The organism is Streptomyces hyderabadensis (genome assembly GCF_020404845.1).
Lineage (GTDB): Bacteria > Actinomycetota > Actinomycetes > Streptomycetales > Streptomycetaceae > Streptomyces > Streptomyces hyderabadensis.
This window is the reverse complement of record NZ_JAIOJZ010000002.1, coordinates 173,548-194,807: the sequence shown is the minus strand read 5'-3', so window position 1 is coordinate 194,807 and position 21,260 is coordinate 173,548. Positions and strand designations below refer to the sequence as shown.

20 protein-coding genes, 1 tRNA gene and 1 pseudogene are annotated in these 21,260 nt (G+C 72.2%); 11 read left to right on the top strand and 11 right to left on the bottom strand.

The genetic code is table 11. From position 1 onward, the window contains the following. Positions 1-43: 43 nt before the first annotated feature. Positions 44-430 carry an ATP-binding protein gene (locus K7854_RS03215; RefSeq protein ID WP_226024872.1) on the bottom strand — a complete coding sequence of 129 codons (387 nt, stop codon included), beginning with the start codon at positions 428-430 and terminating at the stop codon, positions 44-46. A gap of 8 nt (positions 431-438) precedes the next feature. Beyond that, the gene (locus K7854_RS03210; RefSeq protein ID WP_226024800.1) at positions 439-867 is read right to left on the bottom strand and encodes a hypothetical protein; all 429 of its coding nucleotides are present in this window, start codon (positions 865-867) and stop codon (positions 439-441) included. Positions 868-1,021: 154 nt separating this feature from the next. Here K7854_RS03210 and K7854_RS03205 point away from each other — a divergent pair. The 3 genes and pseudogenes from K7854_RS03205 (at position 1,022) to K7854_RS03195 (ending at position 3,540) form a co-directional block, all read left to right on the top strand. Continuing rightward, positions 1,022-2,121: pseudogene (locus K7854_RS03205) on the top strand (helix-turn-helix domain-containing protein). A gap of 14 nt (positions 2,122-2,135) precedes the next feature. Beyond that, entirely contained in the window at positions 2,136-2,804 is a 669-nt protein-coding gene (locus K7854_RS03200; RefSeq protein WP_226024799.1) for a YdcF family protein, read from the top strand. Beyond that, the gene (locus tag K7854_RS03195; RefSeq protein WP_226024798.1) at positions 2,770-3,540 is read left to right on the top strand and encodes a WbqC family protein; all 771 of its coding nucleotides are present in this window, start codon (positions 2,770-2,772) and stop codon (positions 3,538-3,540) included. The genes K7854_RS03200 and K7854_RS03195 overlap by 35 nt, the downstream gene beginning before the upstream one ends. A 35-nt stretch (positions 3,541-3,575) precedes the next feature. On the opposite strand, the gene K7854_RS03190 is transcribed toward K7854_RS03195, so the two are convergent. Next, positions 3,576-3,673, bottom strand: a tRNA-OTHER gene (locus K7854_RS03190). 195 nt (positions 3,674-3,868) lie between these two features. Between K7854_RS03190 and K7854_RS03185 the strand changes: the two genes are divergently transcribed. The 4 genes from K7854_RS03185 to K7854_RS03170 all read left to right on the top strand — a co-directional run bounded on the left by K7854_RS03185 (position 3,869) and on the right by K7854_RS03170 (position 9,063). After that, complete coding sequence (locus tag K7854_RS03185; RefSeq protein WP_226024797.1) at positions 3,869-5,320, top strand: MFS transporter; 1,452 nt, start codon at positions 3,869-3,871, stop codon at positions 5,318-5,320. Positions 5,321-5,464: 144 nt separating this feature from the next. After that, a complete protein-coding gene (locus tag K7854_RS03180) occupies positions 5,465-7,261 on the top strand; it encodes a DEAD/DEAH box helicase (protein WP_226024796.1) in 1,797 nt (598 codons plus the stop codon). A gap of 305 nt (positions 7,262-7,566) precedes the next feature. Beyond that, positions 7,567-8,226, top strand: a complete 660-nt coding sequence (locus tag K7854_RS03175; RefSeq protein ID WP_226024795.1) for an IclR family transcriptional regulator — start codon at positions 7,567-7,569, stop codon at positions 8,224-8,226. 57 nt (positions 8,227-8,283) lie between these two features. Next, positions 8,284-9,063, top strand: coding sequence for a YlbL family protein (locus K7854_RS03170; RefSeq protein ID WP_226024794.1), 780 nt, complete (start codon positions 8,284-8,286; stop codon positions 9,061-9,063). 23 nt (positions 9,064-9,086) lie between these two features. Here K7854_RS03170 and K7854_RS03165 read toward each other — a convergent pair whose 3' ends face one another. From K7854_RS03165 to K7854_RS03145, 5 genes are read right to left on the bottom strand one after another with little or no spacing between them, the layout of a single operon-like run. Continuing rightward, the gene (locus K7854_RS03165; protein ID WP_226024793.1) at positions 9,087-10,055 is read right to left on the bottom strand and encodes a glycine betaine ABC transporter substrate-binding protein; all 969 of its coding nucleotides are present in this window, start codon (positions 10,053-10,055) and stop codon (positions 9,087-9,089) included. Then, positions 10,052-10,939, bottom strand: coding sequence for an ABC transporter permease (locus tag K7854_RS03160; RefSeq protein ID WP_226024792.1), 888 nt, complete (start codon positions 10,937-10,939; stop codon positions 10,052-10,054). Before K7854_RS03160 ends, K7854_RS03165 begins: the two co-directional genes overlap by 4 nt. Continuing rightward, positions 10,936-12,213: a betaine/proline/choline family ABC transporter ATP-binding protein gene (locus tag K7854_RS03155; RefSeq protein WP_226024791.1), complete on the bottom strand. Its 1,278-nt coding sequence runs from the start codon at positions 12,211-12,213 to the stop codon at positions 10,936-10,938. The genes K7854_RS03160 and K7854_RS03155 overlap by 4 nt, the downstream gene beginning before the upstream one ends. Continuing rightward, positions 12,206-12,853 (bottom strand): ABC transporter permease, encoded by a 648-nt coding sequence (locus K7854_RS03150; protein ID WP_226024790.1) that lies wholly within the window; start codon positions 12,851-12,853, stop codon positions 12,206-12,208. The genes K7854_RS03155 and K7854_RS03150 overlap by 8 nt, the downstream gene beginning before the upstream one ends. 28 nt (positions 12,854-12,881) lie before the next feature. Continuing rightward, a complete protein-coding gene (locus tag K7854_RS03145; protein ID WP_226024789.1) occupies positions 12,882-13,373 on the bottom strand; it encodes an Lrp/AsnC family transcriptional regulator in 492 nt (163 codons plus the stop codon). 125 nt (positions 13,374-13,498) lie between these two features. On the opposite strand from K7854_RS03145, the gene hppD reads away from it, so the two are divergent. Next, positions 13,499-14,644: a 4-hydroxyphenylpyruvate dioxygenase gene (gene hppD, locus K7854_RS03140; RefSeq protein ID WP_226024788.1), complete on the top strand. Its 1,146-nt coding sequence runs from the start codon at positions 13,499-13,501 to the stop codon at positions 14,642-14,644. Between the two features lie 25 nt (positions 14,645-14,669). On the opposite strand, the gene K7854_RS03135 is transcribed toward hppD, so the two are convergent. Next, positions 14,670-16,103, bottom strand: a complete 1,434-nt coding sequence (locus tag K7854_RS03135; RefSeq protein ID WP_226024871.1) for a tetratricopeptide repeat protein — start codon at positions 16,101-16,103, stop codon at positions 14,670-14,672. A 100-nt stretch (positions 16,104-16,203) separates the two neighbouring features. On the opposite strand from K7854_RS03135, the gene K7854_RS03130 reads away from it, so the two are divergent. Further along, positions 16,204-17,628 carry an FAD-binding oxidoreductase gene (locus K7854_RS03130; protein ID WP_372480989.1) on the top strand — a complete coding sequence of 475 codons (1,425 nt, stop codon included), beginning with the start codon at positions 16,204-16,206 and terminating at the stop codon, positions 17,626-17,628. 13 nt (positions 17,629-17,641) lie between these two features. On the opposite strand, the gene K7854_RS03125 is transcribed toward K7854_RS03130, so the two are convergent. Continuing rightward, positions 17,642-18,070 carry an SsgA family sporulation/cell division regulator gene (locus tag K7854_RS03125; protein ID WP_226024786.1) on the bottom strand — a complete coding sequence of 143 codons (429 nt, stop codon included), beginning with the start codon at positions 18,068-18,070 and terminating at the stop codon, positions 17,642-17,644. Positions 18,071-18,351: 281 nt separating this feature from the next. On the opposite strand from K7854_RS03125, the gene K7854_RS03120 reads away from it, so the two are divergent. Beyond that, on the top strand, positions 18,352-19,800 hold the full coding sequence (locus tag K7854_RS03120; protein WP_226024785.1) for an RDD family protein: 1,449 nt from the start codon (positions 18,352-18,354) through the stop codon (positions 19,798-19,800). 229 nt (positions 19,801-20,029) lie between these two features. Then, entirely contained in the window at positions 20,030-20,752 is a 723-nt protein-coding gene (locus tag K7854_RS03115) for an RDD family protein (protein WP_226024784.1), read from the top strand. 16 nt (positions 20,753-20,768) lie between these two features. On the opposite strand, the gene K7854_RS03110 is transcribed toward K7854_RS03115, so the two are convergent. Continuing rightward, positions 20,769-21,068, bottom strand: a complete 300-nt coding sequence (locus K7854_RS03110) for a hypothetical protein (RefSeq protein WP_226024783.1) — start codon at positions 21,066-21,068, stop codon at positions 20,769-20,771. Positions 21,069-21,260 lie beyond the last annotated feature (192 nt).

The window sequence follows — 21,260 nt, the reverse complement described above, 5'->3', positions numbered from 1 at the left end:
CGTGGGCGCCCAGCCAAAGACCCGGTCCTGACGCGGCCGTACGTCATGCGACCTTGAAGCAGGACCAAACGATCTTTCCGAGCGGTGTGCGGTCGTGGACGCCCCAGCCGTCGGCGAGCGCGGCCACCAGGACGAGACCGCGTCCGGACAAGTCGGTGGCGGCGGTCTGACGGGGCTCGGGGCGTCGTCGGCGGCTGTCGTGCACCTCCAGGCGTACGACGCCGTCCTCGGCGTTGAGACGGACCAGGAACCCGTGGTCGGCGACAGTGCCGTGGACCAGTGCGTTCGTGGCGAGTTCGGAGACGCAGAGGCGGATGTCGTCGTGCCGTTCCGCCCAGCCCCAACCGGTCAGGGTCGTGGAGACGAAGTCCCTCGCCTGCCCCACCGACTCGGGGCGTGCCTCGAAGAAGCGCTGCACCGTTTTGATCATTGCTGTCCTCATGACTCGGTCTCCAGGAGGCGGACGGCTTCCGGGCTGTGGCAGTGGGCCACCGTGATGGAGGTGGCCGACGGGCATGTGGGGCGGGATCGGCGAACCAGCAGCAGCCGGGACCCGACGGCCTCGATGCGTCGGCCTCGTTCAGCGGCCATCGCCCTGGGGCCAAGGTGCGACAGGGCCGGGGCGAGCACGCCGTAGACGTCCGGCAGGGCCAACGCGTCCAGCAGGCCGGTGAAGGGGGCTGAGCCGGGGCCGGCGCCTGCGATGCGTTCGGCGAAGATGCCGGACAACGTCAGCTCGTGGCCGCGGGAGTAATCGGCGAGCGAGGCGACCAGCGCCTCCCTCCGGGCGTCGGAGACGCGCACCAGCCGCAGAAATCCGTAGACGACAGGTCCGCTGACCAGGCGATGTTCCGTGAGGGGTTCCATGGGAGAGACCGTCCAAAGGGCCGACACGTGGTGACGTTCCTGAGCATGGAGGTCGTCGAACTCCTGGCCAATCACCCGTTGTTCTACTTTCGTCCTACTTCCGTCCCGCCCTTTCCCCGGCATCTGCTTCGATGGCGGTGGAAGGGAGCGAGACGTGGCAACCGTGCACCACTGGACCGGTCTGGAGGCCAGGGCTCTGCGTCTCGCCCTGCGTCTGAGCGTGCGGGCTTTTGCCGAGCACCTCGGTGTGGCGGTCGCTACGGTCTCGAAGTGGGAGAGCAAGCGCGCGAAAACCGAGCCCAGACCCGACACCCAGGCCATCCTCGACACCGCCCTCGGACGTGCGGACGCTCCTGCCCACCTGCGCTTCGAGACTCTCCTCTCCGAGATGGCCAGCACTGTGCAGGGCGCTGGGCGGCGCGTCACTGCAGCCGGACCCCGAGCCTGGGAGTACGAATCGTGGGCCGACGACCTGGACCGCGTGGTGGTCGCCCTCTCCCGTCAGAATTTCGCCTTTGCCGACAGCCTGCTCAGCCGCTGGTTGGCGCGGTTCGATGCCCAGGGACTGGATGACAAGGGGCTGTATCTGTTTGCCCGCTCGACGGCACTGCTCGGTGACCTCAGGCGTGACCAAGGCTCCGTTCTCGGCCCACTCTCCGCCCAGCACTCCTACGCCGGTGCTCGCGCGGTCTTCACCCGGCTCGACATCCCGCGTCGTGTTGCCCAACTCGACCTTTCCCTTGCGGTGGTCACGGAAATGTCCGGCAGGCTGGAGGCAGCTGCCCGCCAATACGAAGGCCTCGCCGTCGACGACCGTCTTTCCCACCGTGACCGCGCCCGGGCCCGCCTGTGGGTGGGCACGGCGCTGAGCAAGAACGGTCGGCACGACTACGCGACCCGGGTCATGCAGGCCGCGACCCGAGACTTCGAGGCCCTCACCGAACCCGACGACTGGTCGGTGGCCCACCAGAAACTCGCCCTTGCCCGCCGTGGCGCCGGCGACCTCACCCAGGCCCTGCACTCATCGACATCGCCCGCAGCAGCGGGACCACCGACTCGCCGATGCAACGCGTACGGCTGGACACCGCCCACGGCCACGTCCTGCTCTCCGACACAGCGACGCGGGATGATGGGCTCCAGGTCCTCGATCAAGCCACCCGCACAGCCGCGCGGTACGGACTCGTGCACCAACTGCGCAGTATCGAGGGCATCAAGGCCATGAAAGAGGGGCCGATCGGCCCCCGGCGACGGTGACCAGGGAGAAGCGCGTGAGCGACAAGCAGCAGGCCATCACCGAGAACCAGTGGCGTCGCGCCGCGCTCATCTGGGACTACCACCAGATGCACCACCAGCTGCGACCCGCCGACGTGGCGATCGGGCTGGGCAGCCACGACCTCGGCGTCGCCACCCACTCCGCAGAGCTGTACCGCGCGGGGCTGTTCCCGACCCTGGTCTTCACCGGCGGCAACAGCCCTACCACCGCCGAGGTCTTCCCGCGCGGCGAGGCCGTCCACTTTCGCGAGCACGCCATCGCCCTGGGCGTCCCCGCCGAGGCGATCCTGCTGGAACCGAACGCCGGTAACACGGGCCAGAACATCACCCTCTCCCGCGAGGTCCTCACCGACGCCGGCATCACCCCGACCACGGTGATGTTGGTTTCCAAGCCGTACATGGAGCGGAGGTCGTTCGCGACCGCTCGCAAGTTGTGGCCCGACGTCGAGGTCCTCTGCGCGTCGGAGCCGCTGGAGTTCGACGACTACGTGAAGTCCATCGGCGACGTGAAGCTCGTCCTGGACATGCTCGTCGGTGACCTCCAGCGGGTCATCGAGTATCCGAAGCTCGGATTCGCCATTGAGCAGGAAGTACCGGAGGACGTGCGTGGAGCGTACGAGTCTCTCATCCGTGACGGCTTCACCAGCCGCCTCATCGCTTCCTGACCTGCCGGAACCGGGCGGGCTGTGCGCGGTTCACCAGCCCAACCTGTTCCCGAGACTGGCCACACTGGCCAAGCTCTTCGCGGCGGACTACTGGATCGTCCTGGACGACGTGCAGTTCGCCCGCCGCGACTACCAGCACCGAGCACGCCTCGGCGCCCTCGATGCACCGAGCCGCCAGCAGTGGCTCACCGTCCCCACTCGTCTTCCCCAGGGCAGGCCGACTCTCATCCGGGACGCGTTGATCGTCGATCCCGGCAGGGCCCGCCGGAAGACCATGGGGATGCTGCGCCAGTACTACGGAGCCGGCCCACACTGGTCGGCCCTCGCCGAACTGCTGGACGGGGTGCTGGACGCCTTCGACACGGGGAGGATCGCCGCCGTCGCCACGGTCTCCACCCGCATGTTGCTGGACTCCCTCGGCTGGCAGGGCCAAGTCCTGATCAGCAGCGACCTGCCCTCCAGGCCGGGACGCTCTCAGCGGCTTGCCGACCTTTGTGCCGTGACCGGTGCCCGCGCGTACGCGTGCGGGACCGGGGGAGTGACCTACCTCGACCCGGCTCCATTCGCCGCCGAGGGCATAGTGGTCATGCCGTTCCAGCCGCCGACGACCGGTATCTGGTCTTCCAGTCGGAGGCTGAGTGCGCTGTCGGCCGTGGCGGCGCTCGGCCCGCGGGAGGTGGCAGCCCGCATGCGGAGACTTGCCTCGGACCAAGGCCTTTTGCTGTCCGCTGCTTGACTGCTGCCCGCTCGCTCGCCTGGTCAGGCGGCCGCAGACCGGGGCGGGAGTCGAACCCGCGTAACTCCCCGCGAGCGGAGCTCGCTGATGAATGCAGCGCAGGCGAGCCCCTCAACCGCTCGGGCACACGGCCGGGTCTGTGACTCGGTGACTCGACGGTAGGCCGGGGCCGGGGATGTGCCCAAGGGATCCGGGCGGGCCGCAACACGACTGCCACACGTCGTTCATCAACGCCCTCCGGGCCCGGCGGGTCGTACGACCAAGGTCCCGGTCCCGCCCGGTCTCCCGACAGGGGTCAAGGCGGGCCTTGGCCCTTACTCTGGCGACCATGACCGTCCCTGAGCCCCGCGACACCGACGTCGCCGTCCCCGCCGAGCCCTCCCTCGCCCCCGCCGCCCCGGCCGAGACCGTGCTGAGCCGTGCCTACCGGGCGCTGAGCATCGGCATCGTCTCCGTCGTCGTGCTGATCGCCTTCGAGGCGACGGCGGTCGGCACCGCGATGCCGGTGGCGGCGCGGGAGCTGGACGGGGTGTCGTTGTACGCGTTCGCGTTCTCGGGGTACTTCACGACGAGTCTGTTCGGGATGGTGCTCTCCGGCCAGTGGTCGGACCGGCGCGGGCCGCTGGCCCCGCTGACGACCGGCATCGCCGCCTTCGCGGCCGGGCTCGTGCTGTCCGGGACGGCGGGGACGATGTGGCTGTTCATCCTCGGCCGGGCCGTGCAGGGGCTCGGCGGCGGGCTGGTCATCGTCGCGCTGTACGTCGTCGTCGGACGGGCCTACCCCGAGCGGCTGCGGCCCGCGATCATGGCGGCCTTCGCGGCGGGCTGGGTGGTCCCGTCCGTCGTCGGCCCGCTGGCCTCCGGCGCGGTGACCGAACACCTCGGCTGGCGCTGGGTGTTCGTCGGCATCCCGGTACTGGTCGTCGCCCCGCTCGCCCTCGCGCTGCCGCAGATACGCCGCCGCGCGTCCGGCCCCGTGGGCGGTGGACAGGCGCCGGCCTCCTTCGACGGCCGCCGGATCCGCCTCGCCCTCGCCATCTCGCTGGGCGCGGGCCTGCTCCAGTACGCCGCCCAGGACCTGCGCCCGATCGCCCTGCTGCCGGGCGCCGTGGGTGTGGCGCTGCTCGTGCCCGCCGTGCTCGGCCTGCTGCCGCGCGGCACCTACCGGGCGGTGCGCGGACTGCCCTCCGTGGTGCTGCTGCGCGGGGTGGCCGCGGGGTCCTTCATCGCCGCCGAGTCCTTCGTCCCGCTGATGCTGGTCACCCAGCGCGGACTCAGCCCGACCCTGGCCGGGCTCTCCCTCGCGGCCGGCGGCGCGACCTGGGCGGCGGGTTCGTGGCTGCAGTCCCGGCCACGACTGGAGCCGCACCGGGAGCGTCTGATGGCCCTCGGCATGCTCCTGGTCGCGGCGGCCATCACCACGGCGCCCAGTGTGCTGATCGACGCCGTCCCCGCCTGGACGGTGGCCGTCGCCTGGGCCTTCGGCTGCTTCGGCATGGGCCTGGTGATCTCCTCCACCAGCGTGCTGCTGCTCAAGCTCTCCGCCCCCGAGGAGGCCGGCACCAACTCCGCCGCCCTCCAGATCTCCGACGGCCTCTCCAACGTCGTGCTGCTCTCCGTCGGCGGCGCGGCCTTCGCCGCCCTCGGCGGGGGCACCGTCAGCCACGCGGCCACCGAGGCCACCGGCTCCCACCCGGCCGCGTTCGCGGCGGTGTTCCTGCCGATGGCGGCGGTGGCGCTGGTGGGGGCGTGGGTGGCGACGCGGGTGCGGGAGAAGTGAGTGCCGTGCGGCGGGCGGGGCGGCTGTGACGTCCGTCCCACCCGGGGGTGACCCGCCCCCGTGCGCACGGTGATCGCGGCGGCCCGCCGGTAGGGTGGCCCGGTTGTCATACGTGGCCGAGCCGCTCTACCCCCTTCGGAGACCGTGACTACCACCGCCAGCTCCAGCACCTCGCACCACCTGTCCCCGGCCTTCCCCGGCCGTGCCCCCTGGGGCACCGCCGGCAAGCTGCGGGCCTGGCAGCAGGGGGCGATGGAGAAGTACCTCCAGGACCAGCCCCGGGACTTCCTGGCCGTCGCCACCCCCGGCGCCGGAAAGACGACCTTCGCGCTGACGCTGGCGTCCTGGCTGCTGCACCACCACGTCGTGCAGCAGGTGACCGTGGTCGCGCCGACCGAGCACCTGAAGAAGCAGTGGGCCGAGGCCGCGGCGCGGATAGGGATCAAGCTGGACCCCGAGTACAGCGCTGGCCCGCTCAGCCGCGAGTACCAGGGCATCGCCATCACCTACGCAGGCGTCGGCGTCCGCCCCATGCTGCACCGCAACCGCGTCGAGCAGCGCAAGACCCTGGTCATCCTCGACGAGATCCACCACGCCGGTGACTCCAAGTCCTGGGGCGAGGCCTGCCTGGAGGCGTTCGAGCCCGCCACCCGCCGCCTCGCGCTCACCGGCACGCCCTTCCGCTCGGACACCAACCCGATCCCCTTCGTGGCGTACGAGGAGGGCAACGACGGCATCCGCCGCTCCGCCGCCGACTACACCTACGGCTACGGCTCGGCGCTCGCCGACGGCGTGGTCCGGCCCGTCATCTTCATGAGCTACAGCGGCAACATGCGCTGGCGGACGAAGGCGGGCGACGAGATCGCGGCGCGGCTCGGCGAGCCGATGACCAAGGACGCCGTCAGCCAGGCCTGGCGCACCGCGCTGGACCCCCGCGGCGAGTGGATGCCGGCCGTGCTGCGCGCCGCCGACCAGCGGCTGACCGAGGTCAGGAAGGCCATCCCGGACGCCGGGGCGCTCGTCATCGCCGCCGACCAGGACTCCGCCCGCGCCTACGCCAAGCTGATCCGCGAGATCACCGGCGACAAGGCCACCGTCGTGCTGTCCGACGACGCCGGGGCCTCGAAGAACATCGACACCTTCAGCCGGGGCACCGACCGGTGGATGGTCGCCGTCCGCATGGTGTCCGAGGGCGTCGACGTCCCCCGCCTCGCGGTCGGCGTCTACGCGACCACCATCTCCACCCCGCTCTTCTTCGCCCAGGCCGTCGGCCGTTTCGTACGGTCCCGGCGGCGCGGCGAGACCGCCTCCGTCTTCCTGCCCACCGTCCCGGACCTGCTCACCTTCGCCAACGAGATGGAGCGCGAGCGCGACCACGTCCTGGACAAGCCCAAGAAGGAGGGCGAGGAGGACCCCTACGCCGAGTCCGAGAAGGAGATGGACGAGGCGAACCGGGAGCAGGACGAGGACACCGGCGAGCAGGAGCAGTTCGCCTTCGAGGCGCTGGAGTCCGAGGCCACCTTCGACCGGGTCATGTACAACGGCGCCGAGTTCGGGATGCAGGCTCACCCGGGCAGCGAGGAGGAGCAGGACTACCTCGGCATCCCGGGCCTGCTGGAGCCCGACCAGGTGCAACTGCTCCTGCAGAAGCGGCAGGCCCGGCAGATCGCGCACAGCCGCAAGAAGCCCGACGAAGAGGCCGACCTGCTCGAACTGCCCGCCGAGCGGCGCCCGGTGGTCTCCCACAAGGAGCTGATGGAGCTGCGCAAGCAGCTCAACACCATGGTCGGCGCCTACGTCCACCAGAGCGGCAAACCGCACGGCGTGATCCACACCGAGCTGCGCCGCGTGTGCGGCGGCCCGCCCAGCGCCGAGGCGACCGGCGGACAGCTCCGCCAGCGCATCGCCAAGGTCCAGGAGTGGGCGACGCGCATGAAGTGACGCGGGGGCCACCGGTGGTCGTGCGCGTGCGCGGTACGTACCGGGACAAACACCGTCGGTTGATAACGGTTGGCGCCCGGATTCTGGACGGAGCCTTCCGCTGAGCGGACCTGGTAGTTACTGTCCCGCTACGCACACGCCCCGTGGCAGCGCCGCCGCGGAGCGCAGCCGTGAAGCGACTGGGTCCGGGACAAGGCGCCGGGCCGTCAGCCGATCGGCGGCCTCTGAAGCGCGTCACTGACGGGACTCGGTGACGCATCCGCCGCGAGGAGGGCCGCCGACCTCACCACTAAGGAGTGGGCGTCGTGACCGCGGAGACCTCTCAGACGCTCGACAGGGGCCTGCGGGTCCTCAAACTGCTGGCCGATACGGACCACGGACTGACCGTCACCGAGCTGTCCCACAAACTGGGCGTCAACCGGACCGTCGTGTACCGGTTGCTCGCCACGCTGGAGCAGCACGCACTCGTACGCCGCGACCTGGGCGGCCGCGCCCGCGTCGGCCTCGGCGTACTGGGCCTCGGCCGCCAGGTGCACCCCCTGGTCCGGGAGGCCGCGATGCCGGCCCTGCGCGCGCTCGCCGAGGACATAGGGGCGACGGCCCACCTGACCCTGGTGGACGGCGCGGAGGCCCTGGCCGTGGCCGTCGTGGAGCCGACCTGGACGGACTACCACGTCGCCTACCGCGCGGGCTTCCGCCACCCCCTGGAACGGGGCGCCGCCGGCAAGGCCATCCTCGCCGCCCGCCGCCCTCCCCGGCCCTCCGGCGAGGACCCGGACGCCCCCGGCTACACCCTCACCCACGGCGAACTGGAGGCCGGCGCCTGCGGCGCGGCGGCCCCCCTGCTCGGCGTCACGGGCGTCGAGGGCAGCGTCGGCGTGGTGATGCTGGCGGACGTCGTCCCCGAGCGCGTGGGCGAACGCGTCATGCACGCGGCCCGAGAGGTGGCGGAGGCACTGCGGTGAGACGGGGCGTGCCCGGGTGTCGGTGCCCCGGGAATCGCGCCACGTTAGATTGACTTCGTGCTCTCTCGTCTCACGCGTCCCCAGTTCCTCGCCGTCTGTGGTGTGCCCGTCGTGGCGCTGCTCGCGACCGCCGTGTTCGCGCCGTTGCCGTTCTCCGTGGCGCGGCCGGGGCTGACGGCCGACGTGCTGGGCGAGAACCAGGGGGCCGAGGTGATCACGATCAGCGGCGCGCCGACGCACGAGACCAGCGGGCAGCTGCGGATGACGACGATCGAGGCGACCGGGCCGGACGCGAGCATCCACCTCGGGGACGTGCTCGGCAGCTGGTTCGACACCGACCGGGCCGTGATGCCGCGCGACGCCGTCTACCCGAGCGGCGACGACGTGAGCGAGATCGAGCAGTACAACCAGGAGCAGATGAAGGAGTCCCAGGACTCCGCCACCGCGGCCGCGCTGCGGTACCTCCGGATGGACCAGGACGACGTCGACGTCGAGCTCCGTCTGGAGGACGTCGGCGGGCCCAGCGCCGGGCTGCTGTTCTCGCTCGGCATCGTCGACAAGCTCGGCGCCGGGGACCTCACCGGCGGCAAGGTCGTCGCGGGCACCGGGACGATCACGGACGACGGCAAGGTCGGCGCCGTCGGCGGGGTGCCGCTCAAGACGCAGGCCGCCCGGCGGGACGGGGCCACCGTGTTCCTCGTCCCGAAGGCCGAGTGCTCAGACGCGCAGGCCGAGCTGCCGAAGGGGCTGCGGCTGATCCCGGTGACGACGCTCAAGGGCGCGGTCGACTCGCTCAAGGCGCTGGAGAGCGGCAAGGGCAGCGTCCCCGCCTGCTAACCCCGCGAGCGCGGAACGCGGCCCTACCCCTCCTTCACGAAGCCCCTCTCCTTCATCCAGTCCAGCGCCACCTCGTGCGGGTCCTCGCCGTCCACGTCGACCTTCGCGTTCAGGGTCTGCGCCACGTCGTTGGTCAGCGCCTTGGTGACCGGGTCCAGGACCGACGCGATCGCCGGCCACTTCTTCAGGGTGGCCGTGCGGACCATGGGCGCCGCGTTGTAGTTCGGGAAGAACTTCCTGTCGTCCTCCATCACCACCAGGTTCATGGACTTGATCCGCCCGTCGGTGGTGTACACCTCGCCGTAGGTGCAGGCGCCCTTCGCGGTCTGGGTGTAGATGATGCCGGTGTCCATCTGGGTGATGTTCCGGGCGGGCAGCGACATGCCGTACGCCTTCTCCAGGCCCGGCAGGCCGTCCGCGCGGTTGGCGAACTCGCCCTCCACGCACAGCGTCACCGCCCCGGGGTCGGACTTCGCCAGCTCCGCCACCTGCGACAGGTTCTTCGTCCGGTACTTCTTGTAGTTGGCCTGGTTCATCGCCAGCGCGTACGTGTTGTTGAGGCGGGCCGGGGGCAGCCACGTCAGGCCCTTCTTCGCGTCGGCCTCCTTCACCGCCTCCCACTGCTGCCGCGGATCGGGGATCGGCCTGCTGTTGCCCAGGTACGTGATCCACGCGGTGCCCGTGTACTCGTACGTGGCGTCGGCGTCGCCGTTCTCGACCGCCGCGCGGGTGCCCACCGAGCCCTGGATGCCGGTGCGGTCGAGCACCTCGGCCCCGGCCGCCTCGAAGGCGATGCCCATGATCGCGCCGAGTACCAGTTGCTCGGTGAACTCCTTCGAGGTGACCGTGAGATCGGCCCCCTCCAGCGGCTTCCCCCTGCCGATGGTGCCCGGCTCCACGTCGTCGACCATCGGGGAGCCGCTGGTCAGGCCGCACCCGGCGGAGGCGGCAAGGAGTACCGCGGCCAGCGCCCAGCAGGTGCGCCGTCTCATGCGCCCACCTCCAGTCCCCGAGGCCGCAGCAGCAGTTCGGCCAGCGAGGCCAGCCAGTCCACCAGCAGGGCGAGGGCGACGGTGAGGATCGAGCCCAGGACCAGCACCGGCATCCGCTGGCTGGTGATGCCGGTGGTGATCAGCACCCCCAGGCCACCGCCACCGCCGAAGGTCGCCAGCGTCGCCGTACCCACGTTCAGGACCAGGGCCGTGCGCACGCCCGCCAGGATGAGCGGGACGGCCAGCGGGAGTTCCACCCGGGTGAGCACGCCCAGCGGGGACATGCCGATGCCGCGGGCCGCCTCCAGGAGCGTCGGGTCGTTGGCCTTCAGCCCGGCGATGGTGTTGGAGAGCACGGGCAGCACGGCGTAGATGATGATGCCGATCAGGGCGGCCCTGCGGCCGATGCCCAGCCAGATCACCAGCAGCGCCAGCAGGCCGATCGCCGGCGTCGCCTGGCCCATGTTGGCGAACGCCATGGCGAACGGGGTGGCCCGGCGGAACATCCGGCGGGTGAGCAGGATGCCCAGCGGGATCGCGATGATCAGCACGAAGAAGGTGGAGATCACCGTGAGCTGGACGTGCTGCCACAGCGCCTTGGTGACCTGGCCGTTGCCGAGGGCGTTGCGGCTGAGCGCGTCCAGGTCCGCCTGCCGGAACCACAGCCAGGTCGCCAGCAGTACGGCGATCAGGACGACGGGCAGGAAGGTCAGCTTGCGCCAGCCGACCCGGGGCCCGGCCGCCGCCGGGGACGGCGGGGGAGCCCCGCCCTGCTCCGCCTCCTCCCCGTCCCGCTCGTCCGCGTCGTCCCGGAAGGCGATCCCCTTGACCTCGTGCTCGCCGGCGGGACGGCGGCCGGGGGAGGGGCGGGAGGAGCCGCTCACGCGCGGCCTCCGACCTCGCCGAAGCCCTCCTGCTCGCTGTGCGTCTGGGTGGCCCGGGTCTCCTCCAGGTCGTGCTGGTGCTCCAGCGCGTCGAGCCGGTCGGCCTCCAGCAGCTCGTGCACCGAGTTCATCAGCGTCTCCATGTCGACGACGCCCTCGTACTCGCCGCGCCGCCCGGTGACCGCGACCCGCCCCGCGTTGTCGGTCAGCACCGCCTCCAGCGCGTCCCGCAGGGTGGCGTCCCGGGTCACCGTGTCGTGGACCAGCGTCCCGGCCCGCGCCAGCGAACCCCTGGCCCGCATCAGGTCGCCGCGCCGCAGCCACTTGTAGGGGCGCCCGCGCCGGTCCAGGAGCAGGATCTCGTTGGTGCCCGACTCCCGCAGCCGGTCGAAGATGTGCTGGAGCGGGTCCTCCACGGTCACCGTCGGGTAGTCCGTGATGCCCACGTCCCGCACCCGGGTCAGGTTCAGCCGCTTCAGGGCCGCGCCGGCGCCCACGAAGCCGGAGACGAAGTCGTCCGCCGGGTTGGTGAGGATCGCCTCCGGGGTGTCGAACTGCGCGATGTGGGAGCGCTCGCGCAGCACCGCGATCCGGTCACCGATCTTGATCGCCTCGTCGAAGTCGTGGGTGACGAAGACGATCGTCTTGTGCAGCTCCCGCTGGAGCCGGATCAGCTCGTCCTGCAGGTGGTCCCGGGTGATCGGGTCGACCGCGCCGAACGGCTCGTCCATCAGCAGCACCGGCGGATCGGCCGCCAGCGCCCGCGCCACGCCCACCCGCTGCTGCTGGCCGCCGGAGAGCTGGCGCGGATAGCGGCCGTGGAACTCCCCGGCGTCCAGGCCGACCAGGTCCAGCATCTCCTCCACCCGCGACCTGATCCGCGCCTTCGACCAGCCGATCATCTTCGGCACCAGCGCGATGTTCTGGGCGACGGTCATGTGCGGGAAGAGACCGGAGGACTGGATCGCGTAGCCGACCTTGCGGCGCAGCTTCACCGGGTCGATGTCGGTGACGTCCTCGCCGTTGATGCGGATGCGGCCGCCGCTGGGCTCGATCAGCCGGTTGATCATCTTCAGGGTGGTGGACTTCCCGCAGCCCGAGGGGCCGACGAAGATGACCGTCTCCCCGGCCCTGATCTCCATCGACACGTTCTCGACGGCGGGCTGCGGGTTGCCCGGGTAGCGCTTGGTGAGGGACTCCAGCTCGATGGTCGCGCCGGTGGCACCGGTGGCGCCGTCCCCTTCGGTGGTGCTGTCGTGACCGTACTCAGACACGGATCCCCCTCGGAATGGTCAGCCGTCCCAGCAGCACGTACGCCGCGTCGAACAGCAGGGCCAGGACGATGATCCCGAGCGTGCCCGCGAGCACCTGGTTGAGCGCGTTCTTGCTGCCCAGCGAGGCGATCCCGCGGAAGATCTCGTTGCCCAGGCCCGGCCCCGAGGCGTAGGCGGCGATCGCCGCGATGCCCATCAGCATCTGCGTGGAGACCCGAATGCCGGTCAGGATCGGCGGCCAGGCCAGCGGCAGCTCCACCCGCAGCAGCCGGGCCGCACGCGACATCCCGATGCCCTTGGCGGCGTCCACCAGCGCCGGGTCGACCCCGCGCAGGCCCACGATCGAGTTCCGCACGATCGGCAGCAGCCCGTAGAGGGTCAGCGCGGTCACCGTCGGCGGCACGCCGAGGCCCACGACCGGGATCAGCAGACCGATCATGGCCAGCGACGGGATGGTGAGGATGGCCGACGTGGACAGGGTCGCCACGTTCCCCGCCCAGTCGCTGCGGTAGGTGAGGACCCCGATCAGCACCCCGAGCAGGGTCGCCACGACCATGCACTGGAAGACCGCGCTGGCGTGCTGGCCGGCATCGGCGAGCAGCTGCTGGTGGCGGCTGCCCAGGAAGTCCCAGAAGTTCACATCGGCTCACCTCCGGGTCGGTCCCGCCTCAGTCGTGTCCGGCGCTGTCCTCGGCCGCCTGCTCCACCAGCGGGATGATCCGCAGCGGAACGGGGTTCTCCATGACGATCGCCGTGGCGGCCCGGACGATGCCATCAAAACCGACAACCCGGTCGATCACCCGCTGGAGATCGGCGTTCGAGCGGGCCACCAGGCGGCACAGCATGTCCCCGGTGCCGGTCGTGGTGTGCAGCTCCAGCACCTCCGGAACGGTCGCCAAGTGCGCCCGTACGTCGGCCCCTTGGCCCTGCCGGATCTCCAGCGTGGCGAACGCGGTGACCGGGTAGCCGAGGGCCGCCGGGTCCACCTCGGGACCAAAACCGCGTATGACTCCGTTCGACTGAAGCCGGTCGAGCCGCGCTTGCGCCGTGCCGCGGGCCACCCCGAGCCGCCGGGACATCTCCAGCACCCCGATCCGCGGCTCCCGCGCCAGCAGACCGATGATCCGCCCGTCCAGTCGGTCGATCCCCGTCACCGCCATACCCGCACCCTCCCGGCTGGTCATCCTGTACAGATCGCCTGCCTCCACCGGCATATCACTGGTCAGGTTGCCCACTGGAAACGCAAACTATTGCGCACCTTGCGGACACGGGAGAACCTGCGGCTATGACGCAGACCACACACCACACTCCCGACACCGCCCGGCAGGCCGATCCCTTCCCGGTCAAGGGAATGGACGCGGTCGTCTTCGCCGTGGGCAACGCCAAGCAGGCCGCGCACTACTACTCCACCGCCTTCGGCATGAAGCTGGTCGCGTACTCCGGACCGGAGAACGGCAGCCGGGAGACCGCGAGCTACGTCCTGGAGAGCGGCTCCGCCCGCTTCGTGTTCACCTCGGTGATCAAGCCCTCGACCGACTGGGGCCGCTTCCTCGCCCAGCACGTGGCCGAGCACGGCGACGGCGTCGTCGACCTCGCCATCGAGGTCCCGGACGCCCGCGCCGCCCACGCCTACGCCGTCGAGCACGGCGCCCGCTCGCTCGCCGAGCCGCACGAGGTCAAGGACGAGCACGGCACCGTGGTCCTCGCGGCCATCGCCACCTACGGCGAGACCCGGCACACCCTCGTCGAGCGCACCGGCTACGACGGCCCCTACCTGCCCGGGTACGTCGCCGCCAAGCCGATGGTCGCCCCGCCCGAGCAGCGCGTCTTCCAGGCCGTGGACCACTGTGTCGGCAACGTCGAACTCGGCCGCATGAACGAGTGGGTCGGCTTCTACAACAAGGTCATGGGCTTCACGAACATGAAGGAGTTCGTGGGCGACGACATCGCCACCGAGTACAGCGCGCTGATGTCGAAGGTCGTGGCCGACGGCACCCTCAAGGTCAAGTTCCCGATCAACGAGCCCGCCGTCGCCAAGAAGAAGTCCCAGATCGACGAGTACCTGGAGTTCTACGGCGGCGCCGGCGTCCAGCACATCGCGCTGAACACCAACGACATCGTGGCGACCGTCCGCGCGATGAAGGCGGCCGGCGTCGAGTTCCTGGACACCCCCGACTCGTACTACGACACGCTCGGCGAGTGGGCCGGCGAGACCCGGGTGCCCGTCGACATCCTGCGCGAGCTGAAGATCCTCGTCGACCGCGACGAGGACGGCTACCTGCTGCAGATCTTCACCAAGCCGGTCCAGGACCGTCCGACCGTCTTCTTCGAGATGATCGAACGCCACGGCTCCATGGGCTTCGGCAAGGGCAACTTCAAGGCCCTGTTCGAGGCGATCGAGCGCGAGCAGGAGAAGCGCGGCAACCTCTGAGACGCCTGGTGACGCCCAGTGCCGTCTAGCCGGGCGGGCCCTCCACCGGGGGCTCGCCCAGCTCCGCCAGCGCCCGCTTCGCCTCCGGCGCCCGCAGCGGCGAGAAGTACGGGTTGATCGTCAGCGCCTCCCGCAGGTGCCGACGCGCGGGCCCGTACCGCTCCAGCGCCTTCTCGATCATCCCCCGGTGGAAGGCGTACAGCGCGCTGCGCACCCCGCCGCCCTTGTCGCCGTCGGTCGCGAGCGTCGCGAACTCCAGCGCCTCCTCGTCCGCACCGGTGCGGTGCAGCGCCCAGCCCAGCGCGTCGGCGACCTCGGTCCCCGGCTGCCGGCCCCACTCGGTCCGCAGCCGCTCCACCGCCGCCGCCGGATCGCCGTGGTCCGCGTCGAGCCGCCCCAGCACCAGCTGCTCGTCGGCCCCGGCCGCCTCCGCGCCCCGCGCCCGCTCCCGCAGCAGGTCGTACTCGACCCGCGCCGCCTGCCCGAGGCCCAGCGACTCGTACAGCTCGCCCAGCTCCAGCGCGTACTCGGGGCTGGGCCGCTTGGCCAGCGCCGCCTGGTACGCGGACAGCGCCTCCGTCGTCCGGCCCAGCGCCGCCAGTGCCCGGCCCTGCCCGGCCTGGGCGGCCCGCTGGTCCGGGTCGGTGCGCAGCGCTTCCTGGAAGAACCGCAGCGCCTCCTCGCGGTCCCCGCGCTCGAACGCCAGCCGCCCGGCCTGCTCCAGGTACGCCGCCCGCTCGGCCGGTGCCCCGGCGGCCGCCGCCGCGTCCGAGATCCGGGCCGCCGCGTCCTCCCGCCAGCCCCGGTCCCGGTAGACGGCCGCCGCCAGCGCGCCCGCCGCCGGGGCGTCCGGGCGCAGCTGAAGCACCTTGTCCAGGGCCCGGCCCACGCCCTCGTGGTCGCCGAGCCCGGCGTACGCGCCGATCAGCACCGCGTGCGCCGTCCACCGCTTCGGCGCCGCCTTCACCGCGCTCTCGCCCCACTTCTTCGCGGTGGGGAAGTCCCGGCGGGCCACCGCCAGCGCCGCGAGCCCCTCCAGCGCCTGCGGGTTGCGCTCGGGCCCGGTCTTCAGCGAGGTGCGCAGCGCCTTCTCGGCCTTCGGCCAGTTCGCGCCGTCCGCGGTACGGCGGCCCTGCTCGACGTAGGCCGCGCCGAGCACCGCCCACGACGCCCCGTCCAGCGGATGCGCCCGCAGATGGCTCTCCCGGTCGCCGATCAGCGCGGCCAGGTCCGGCAGTGCGGCGGGCACCCCGGTGGTGACCGCCCCGCGCGCCAGCGCCGCGGGCCCCGGCGCGGGCGGGGGAGCGCCGTCACCGTCCCAGGGGAGCAGCACCAGGACCCCGCCGAGTACGGCGGCCCCGGCGACGGAGGCGATCAGCACCCGGCGTCCGCGGCGCGACCGCCGCCGCCCGCCCCGGGTGTCCCGCTGCACGGCGTCCACGGCGTCCACGGTGTTCATGGCGTTCATGGCGCTCACTGTGCGCCAATATGACGATCGCACCGGACAGGCGACGGGTGCCGTCGACGGGGTTCACACCGATGGCCCCGGGTGCGACGCTGTGATCATGAGCCGTATCGAAGCGCCTCGCGACGAAGACGACGCAGCCGCGGCGGTCGCCAGCACTCTCGTCGACCGGCTGACGGCCGGTCTGCCCGCCGGGTCCGTCCTCACCGACCCCGACGTCACGGCCTCCTACGCCAACGACATGGCGAGCTTCTGCCCGGCCGGCGCCCCCGCCGTGGTCGTCCTGCCGAGCACCGTGGCGGACGTCCAGCACGTCATGAGCACCGCCACCGAGCTGCGCGTCCCGGTGGTCCCGCAGGGCGCCCGCACCGGCCTGTCCGGCGCGGCCAACGCCACCGACGGCTGCGTGGTCCTGTCCCTGACGAAGATGGACCGCATCCTGGAGATCAACCCGGTCGACCGCGTCGCCGTCGTCGAACCGGGTGTCGTCAACGCCGCGCTCTCCCGCGCGGTGAACGAACACGGCCTCTACTACCCGCCGGACCCCTCCAGCTGGGAGATGTGCACCATCGGCGGCAACATCGGCACCGCCTCCGGCGGCCTGTGCTGCGTCAAGTACGGGGTGACCGCCGAGTACGTCCTCGGCCTGGACGTCGTCCTCGCCGACGGCCGCCTGATGTCCACCGGCCGCCGCACCGCCAAGGGCGTCGCCGGGTACGACCTCACCCGGCTCTTCGTCGGCTCCGAGGGCTCGCTCGGCATCGTGGTGAAGGCGGTCCTCGGGCTGCGCCCCAAGCCGCCCGAGCAGCTGGTGCTGGCCGCCGAGTTCGCCTCCGCGGCCGCCGCCTGCGACGCGATCTGCCGGATCATGGAGGGCGGCCACGTCCCCTCCCTCCTCGAACTGATGGACCGTACGACCGTCAAGGCGGTCAACGACCTCGCCCACATGGGTCTCCCGGAGAGCACCGAGGCCCTGCTGCTGGCCGCCTTCGACACCGCCGACCCGGCCGCCGACCTGGCCGCCGTCGGCGCGCTGTGCGAGGCCGCGGGCGCCACGCAGGTGGTCCCGGCCGAGGACGCGGCCGAGTCCGAACTCCTCCTCCAGGCCAGGCGCCTGGCCCTGACCGCCCTCGAAGCGGTCAAGGGCACCACGATGATCGACGACGTGTGCGTGCCGCGCTCCCGGCTCGGCGAGATGCTGGCGGGCATCGAGCGGGTCGCCGCGAAGTACGGCCTCACCATCGGGGTCTGCGCCCACGCGGGCGACGGCAACACCCATCCCACCGTCTGCTTCGACGCCGCCGACCCCGACGAGTCCCGGCGGGCCCGCGAGTCCTTCGACGAGATCATGGCGCTCGGCCTGGAACTCGGCGGCACCATCACCGGGGAGCACGGCGTGGGCGTACTGAAGAAGGAGTGGCTCGCCCGGGAGATCGGCCCGGTGGGCCTGGAGATGCAGCGGGCCGTCAAACAGGTCTTCGACCCGCTGGGCATCCTCAACCCGGGCAAGCTCTTCTGACCGCCGCCGCTCCTCACCGGGCGAGCAGCTCGGCCAGCCCGTCGTCGATCCCGAGCCGCGTGCCCTCGGTGCCCGGCGGCAACGCCCGCAGGGTCCGCTCCAGCCAGGCCGACACCTGAGGAGTCGGCGCCTCCAGGAGGGCGTCGCCGTCCGGGCTGCTCAGCGCGATCAGCACGACGCTCCGGCCCTCCGCCTTCGACGGCCACACCCGCACGTCGCCGTGCCCGGACGGCCGGAAGACGCCCTCCACCAGGAGGTCGCGGGCGAACGTCCAGTGCACCGGGTGGCCGGAGTCGATGTGGAAGGTGATGTGGACGGCGTAGGGGTCGTCGGTGTGGTAGACGAGCCTGGCCGGCACCGGGATGCCGTGCTCGGGCGACAGCACGAGCCGCAACTCCAGCTCGCGTTCCACGACGGTGGGGCCGGTGTGATCGGGGTGCATGGCGGGTTCCTCTCCCGGGTCTCGAACGGTTCTTGCCCGGAGAGAGCGGCCGGGGGCCGGAGCATTACGCGGGTTCGGGAATCTTTTTTCTCGGCCCCGGCCCTCGGGGCACCCCGGGTACGGCCCGCCCCCGGGTACCGGCCCCCGTCCGGATGTGAAGGTCCCGGCGTGAGGTTGCCCGGAAAGGGGTGGGTACGGCGGGACCGGCGGTGCGGATTGCGGCCGTCTGATAGATGTTGAGGCCCCCCTATCAACCCCCGAGCAGATACGGGACGACGGACATGAGCGCCCCAACCCCGGCCCCCGGCGACGACAGGCCCCGCGAGGGGTACTACCCGGACCCGTCCATCCCCGGATACGTCCGCTACTGGAACGGCGCCTCCTGGGTGGCGGGCACGAGCCGCCCCGCCCCCAAGGACGGCGAGCCGCTCGCGCCTCCGCCCGGCGCGCGGCCCTCCGTCGAGGAGACCGGACCGCACTTCTTCGACGAGGACCCGGTCGAGGACCCGCCGCCCGCCGCCGCCTCCCAGCACGGCAACCGTCCGGAGTCCGCCACCGCCTGGGGCGCCGACCGCTCCGGCCCGTCCGGTCCCGCCGACGCCCCCGGGCAGCGCGCCGCCTGGCCGGGCCCGGCGCGGGGCGCGGACCCGCGGGTCCCGCACGCCCGGCAGGCCGCACCGCAGACCGACGGCGCCGCGGGCTCCGGTGCCGCGCCGGACGCGGGCCCGGCGGGCGCCGACCGGCCCGCGCAGGACACCGCGGCCGCCTCCGGCGCTGCTTCCGGTGAGGCGGAGGCCCAGGGCGGCAACACCTTCGTCTTCCGCCGGCCCACGGCGGGGCGGCAGGACGCCCCCGCCGCCGCGGAGGACGAGGGCACCATGACCTTCCGCGCGGTCACCCCGCGTACGGGCACGCGCCCCGGCGGCCCCGGTGCCGGTTCAGACTCTGGTGCCGGTTCAGGCTCCGGGCCCGGCTTCGGGGCCGGCAAGGCCGCCGCCGCCCGGGCCGCCGCCGCGCCGGTTCCCCAGGCGCCCGCCGCTCCCGCGGTGCCCCACCAGGCGCCCCCGCCGCAGCCCGCCCCCGCCGCCCCCGCCGCGCCGGTCGCGGCGGGCGGTCCCGGCGGCGGCCAGACCTCCTGGGCACAGCAGGTGCACCGGCTGGCCGGGGCGGGCGGGGACGAGCAGCCCGTCGCACCCTGGAAGCCGCCGGTCGAGGACGTCTTCCAGGCCGCCGCCCGGCGCCAGGCGGCGGCCCGGCCCGCCGGTCTCGGCAAGCGGCTGGCCGCCCGGCTGATCGACACCGTCGTCCTCGCGGGCGTCACCGCCGTGGCCGCCGTACCGCTCGGCGCCAAGGCGGTCGACCACGTCAACGACAAGATCGACGAGGCCAAGCTCTCCGGCGAGACCGTCACGGTCTGGCTGCTGGACGGCACGACCTCCACGTACCTGGGCATCGTGCTCGCCGTCCTGCTGCTCTTCGGCGTCGTCTACGAGGCGCTGCCCACCGCCAGGTGGGGCCGCACCCTGGGCAAGAAGCTGCTCGGCCTTGAGGTACGGGACATCGAGGCCCACGAGTCGCCGTCCTTCGGCGCGGCGCTGCGCCGCTGGCTGGTCTACAGCGTCCCGGGGCTCCTGGCCGTCGGCGTGGTGGGCGTCGTCTGGTGCCTCTTCGACCGCCCGTGGCACCAGTGCTGGCACGACAAGGCCGCCGGCACGTTCGTCGCGGGCTAGCTCGGCCGGGGGGCGGGGGAGCGGGGGGTTCGTTTTCGGGTGCGGGTGCGTGGGGGCTGGTCGCGCAGTTCCCCGCGCCCCTTTCAGCGGCGTCCAGTGCACGCCCTTCTTTTCACCACGCACCGCACCCGCCGGTGAAACCCGCACCTCACCCCCGAACGGCGCACCCCCGTCCACCGGACGGCCCTCGGCGGATGCGCCGTAAGAGACTCCGGGGTCGACTCGGGACATGAGCAGCGAACCGCCCCCCGGCGCCGGCGGGCAGCAGCCGCCGGACGACGACCCGCTGAGGAAGAACCCCTACGACAACCCGCCCCCGGGCGGAGGCGGCCCGTACGGCGGTGCCCCGCCCCCACCGGGGGGAGGCGGCCCGTACGGCGGTGCCCCGCCCCCACCGGGGGGAGGCGGCCCGTACGGCAGCCCGCCTCCCCCCGGTGCGGGCGGCCCCTACGGCGGTGACCCGTACGGCGGTGGCGGCGGTCGCCCCGGCGATCCGCTGGCCGGGATGCCGCCGCTCGCCGACAGCGGCCGCCGCACGCTCGCGCGGATCATCGACATGATCCTCGTGGGCATCGTGGTCTGGCTGCTCAGCTGGGCCTTCAACGTCCAGGAGTACACGGTGGACGGCGACGACGTCTCGGTCGGCAAGTCCTTCGGGCAGTCCGTGATCGCCGCCGTGCTCTACATCGCGTACGACACCTACATGATCACCAGGACGGGCCAGACCCTCGGCAAGAAGTGGCTGGGGATGCGGGTGGCCAACCTGGACAACGGGGCGACGCCCGCGGTGCAGACGTCGCTGATCCGTGCCCTGGTGCTGTGGATCCCGTTCGCCTTCTGCTGCGCCTGCGTGTGGACGATCATCGCGGGCGGCTGGAGCTTCTTCGACAAGCCCTACAAGCAGGGCCTGCACGACAAGGCGGCCAAGACGGTCGTGGTCAGCACCCGTTGACGGCGGACGCGGACGCTCAGGCGGCCCGCCCGCGCGTGGCCTCGCCCGCGCCCGCGGAGACCCGGGCCGCCGCGGGCACCTGCACCGGCTCCCGGTCCGCGGCGAGCGGGTGGGCCGGCACGGCGGTCACCGCGCGCGTCCTGGGCTGGGGGACCGTCATGGCGACCAACAGCCCGAGGGCGAGGGCCGCGACGGCGATGAGGGCGACTCCGGGGCCCGAACTCGTCTGCGACAGCAGCAGCATGGCGAGCGTCGAGAAGATCACGGTGCACGTACCGTAGGCGAACTGTGCGGCAGTCGGACGGGGCATGGCCATCGTGTCCTCGGAAGGCAATCATGGGGGTGAGACAGGCTGTCGGCCTGGCTTTCCGCCGGTCTCCGGGCGTTCCGCCAAGCGACTCTAACCCGCTGTGTGCCCGAGCGGAACCGGTACTAAGCCCGACCTAACCGGCACGGCCGATGCACGGGGGGCGCACGGATTCATGACGTCCGGGAAGTGGACGGTCCC

Coding starts and splice junctions, on each gene's coding strand:
- K7854_RS03125 (WP_226024786.1), bottom strand. CDS start 18,070: ATGCACCCCGATCACACCGGCCCCACCGTCGTGGAACGCGAGCTGGAG.
- K7854_RS03215 (WP_226024872.1), bottom strand. CDS start 430: ATGATCAAAACGGTGCAGCGCTTCTTCGAGGCACGCCCCGAGTCGGTG.
- K7854_RS03210 (WP_226024800.1), bottom strand. CDS start 867: ATGGAACCCCTCACGGAACATCGCCTGGTCAGCGGACCTGTCGTCTAC.
- K7854_RS03120 (WP_226024785.1), top strand. CDS start 18,352: ATGAGCGCCCCAACCCCGGCCCCCGGCGACGACAGGCCCCGCGAGGGG.
- K7854_RS03165 (WP_226024793.1), bottom strand. CDS start 10,055: ATGAGACGGCGCACCTGCTGGGCGCTGGCCGCGGTACTCCTTGCCGCC.
- K7854_RS03185 (WP_226024797.1), top strand. CDS start 3,869: ATGACCGTCCCTGAGCCCCGCGACACCGACGTCGCCGTCCCCGCCGAG.
- K7854_RS03135 (WP_226024871.1), bottom strand. CDS start 16,103: ATGAACACCGTGGACGCCGTGGACGCCGTGCAGCGGGACACCCGGGGC.
- K7854_RS03110 (WP_226024783.1), bottom strand. CDS start 21,068: ATGGCCATGCCCCGTCCGACTGCCGCACAGTTCGCCTACGGTACGTGC.
- hppD (WP_226024788.1), top strand. CDS start 13,499: ATGACGCAGACCACACACCACACTCCCGACACCGCCCGGCAGGCCGAT.
- K7854_RS03115 (WP_226024784.1), top strand. CDS start 20,030: ATGAGCAGCGAACCGCCCCCCGGCGCCGGCGGGCAGCAGCCGCCGGAC.
- K7854_RS03145 (WP_226024789.1), bottom strand. CDS start 13,373: ATGGCGGTGACGGGGATCGACCGACTGGACGGGCGGATCATCGGTCTG.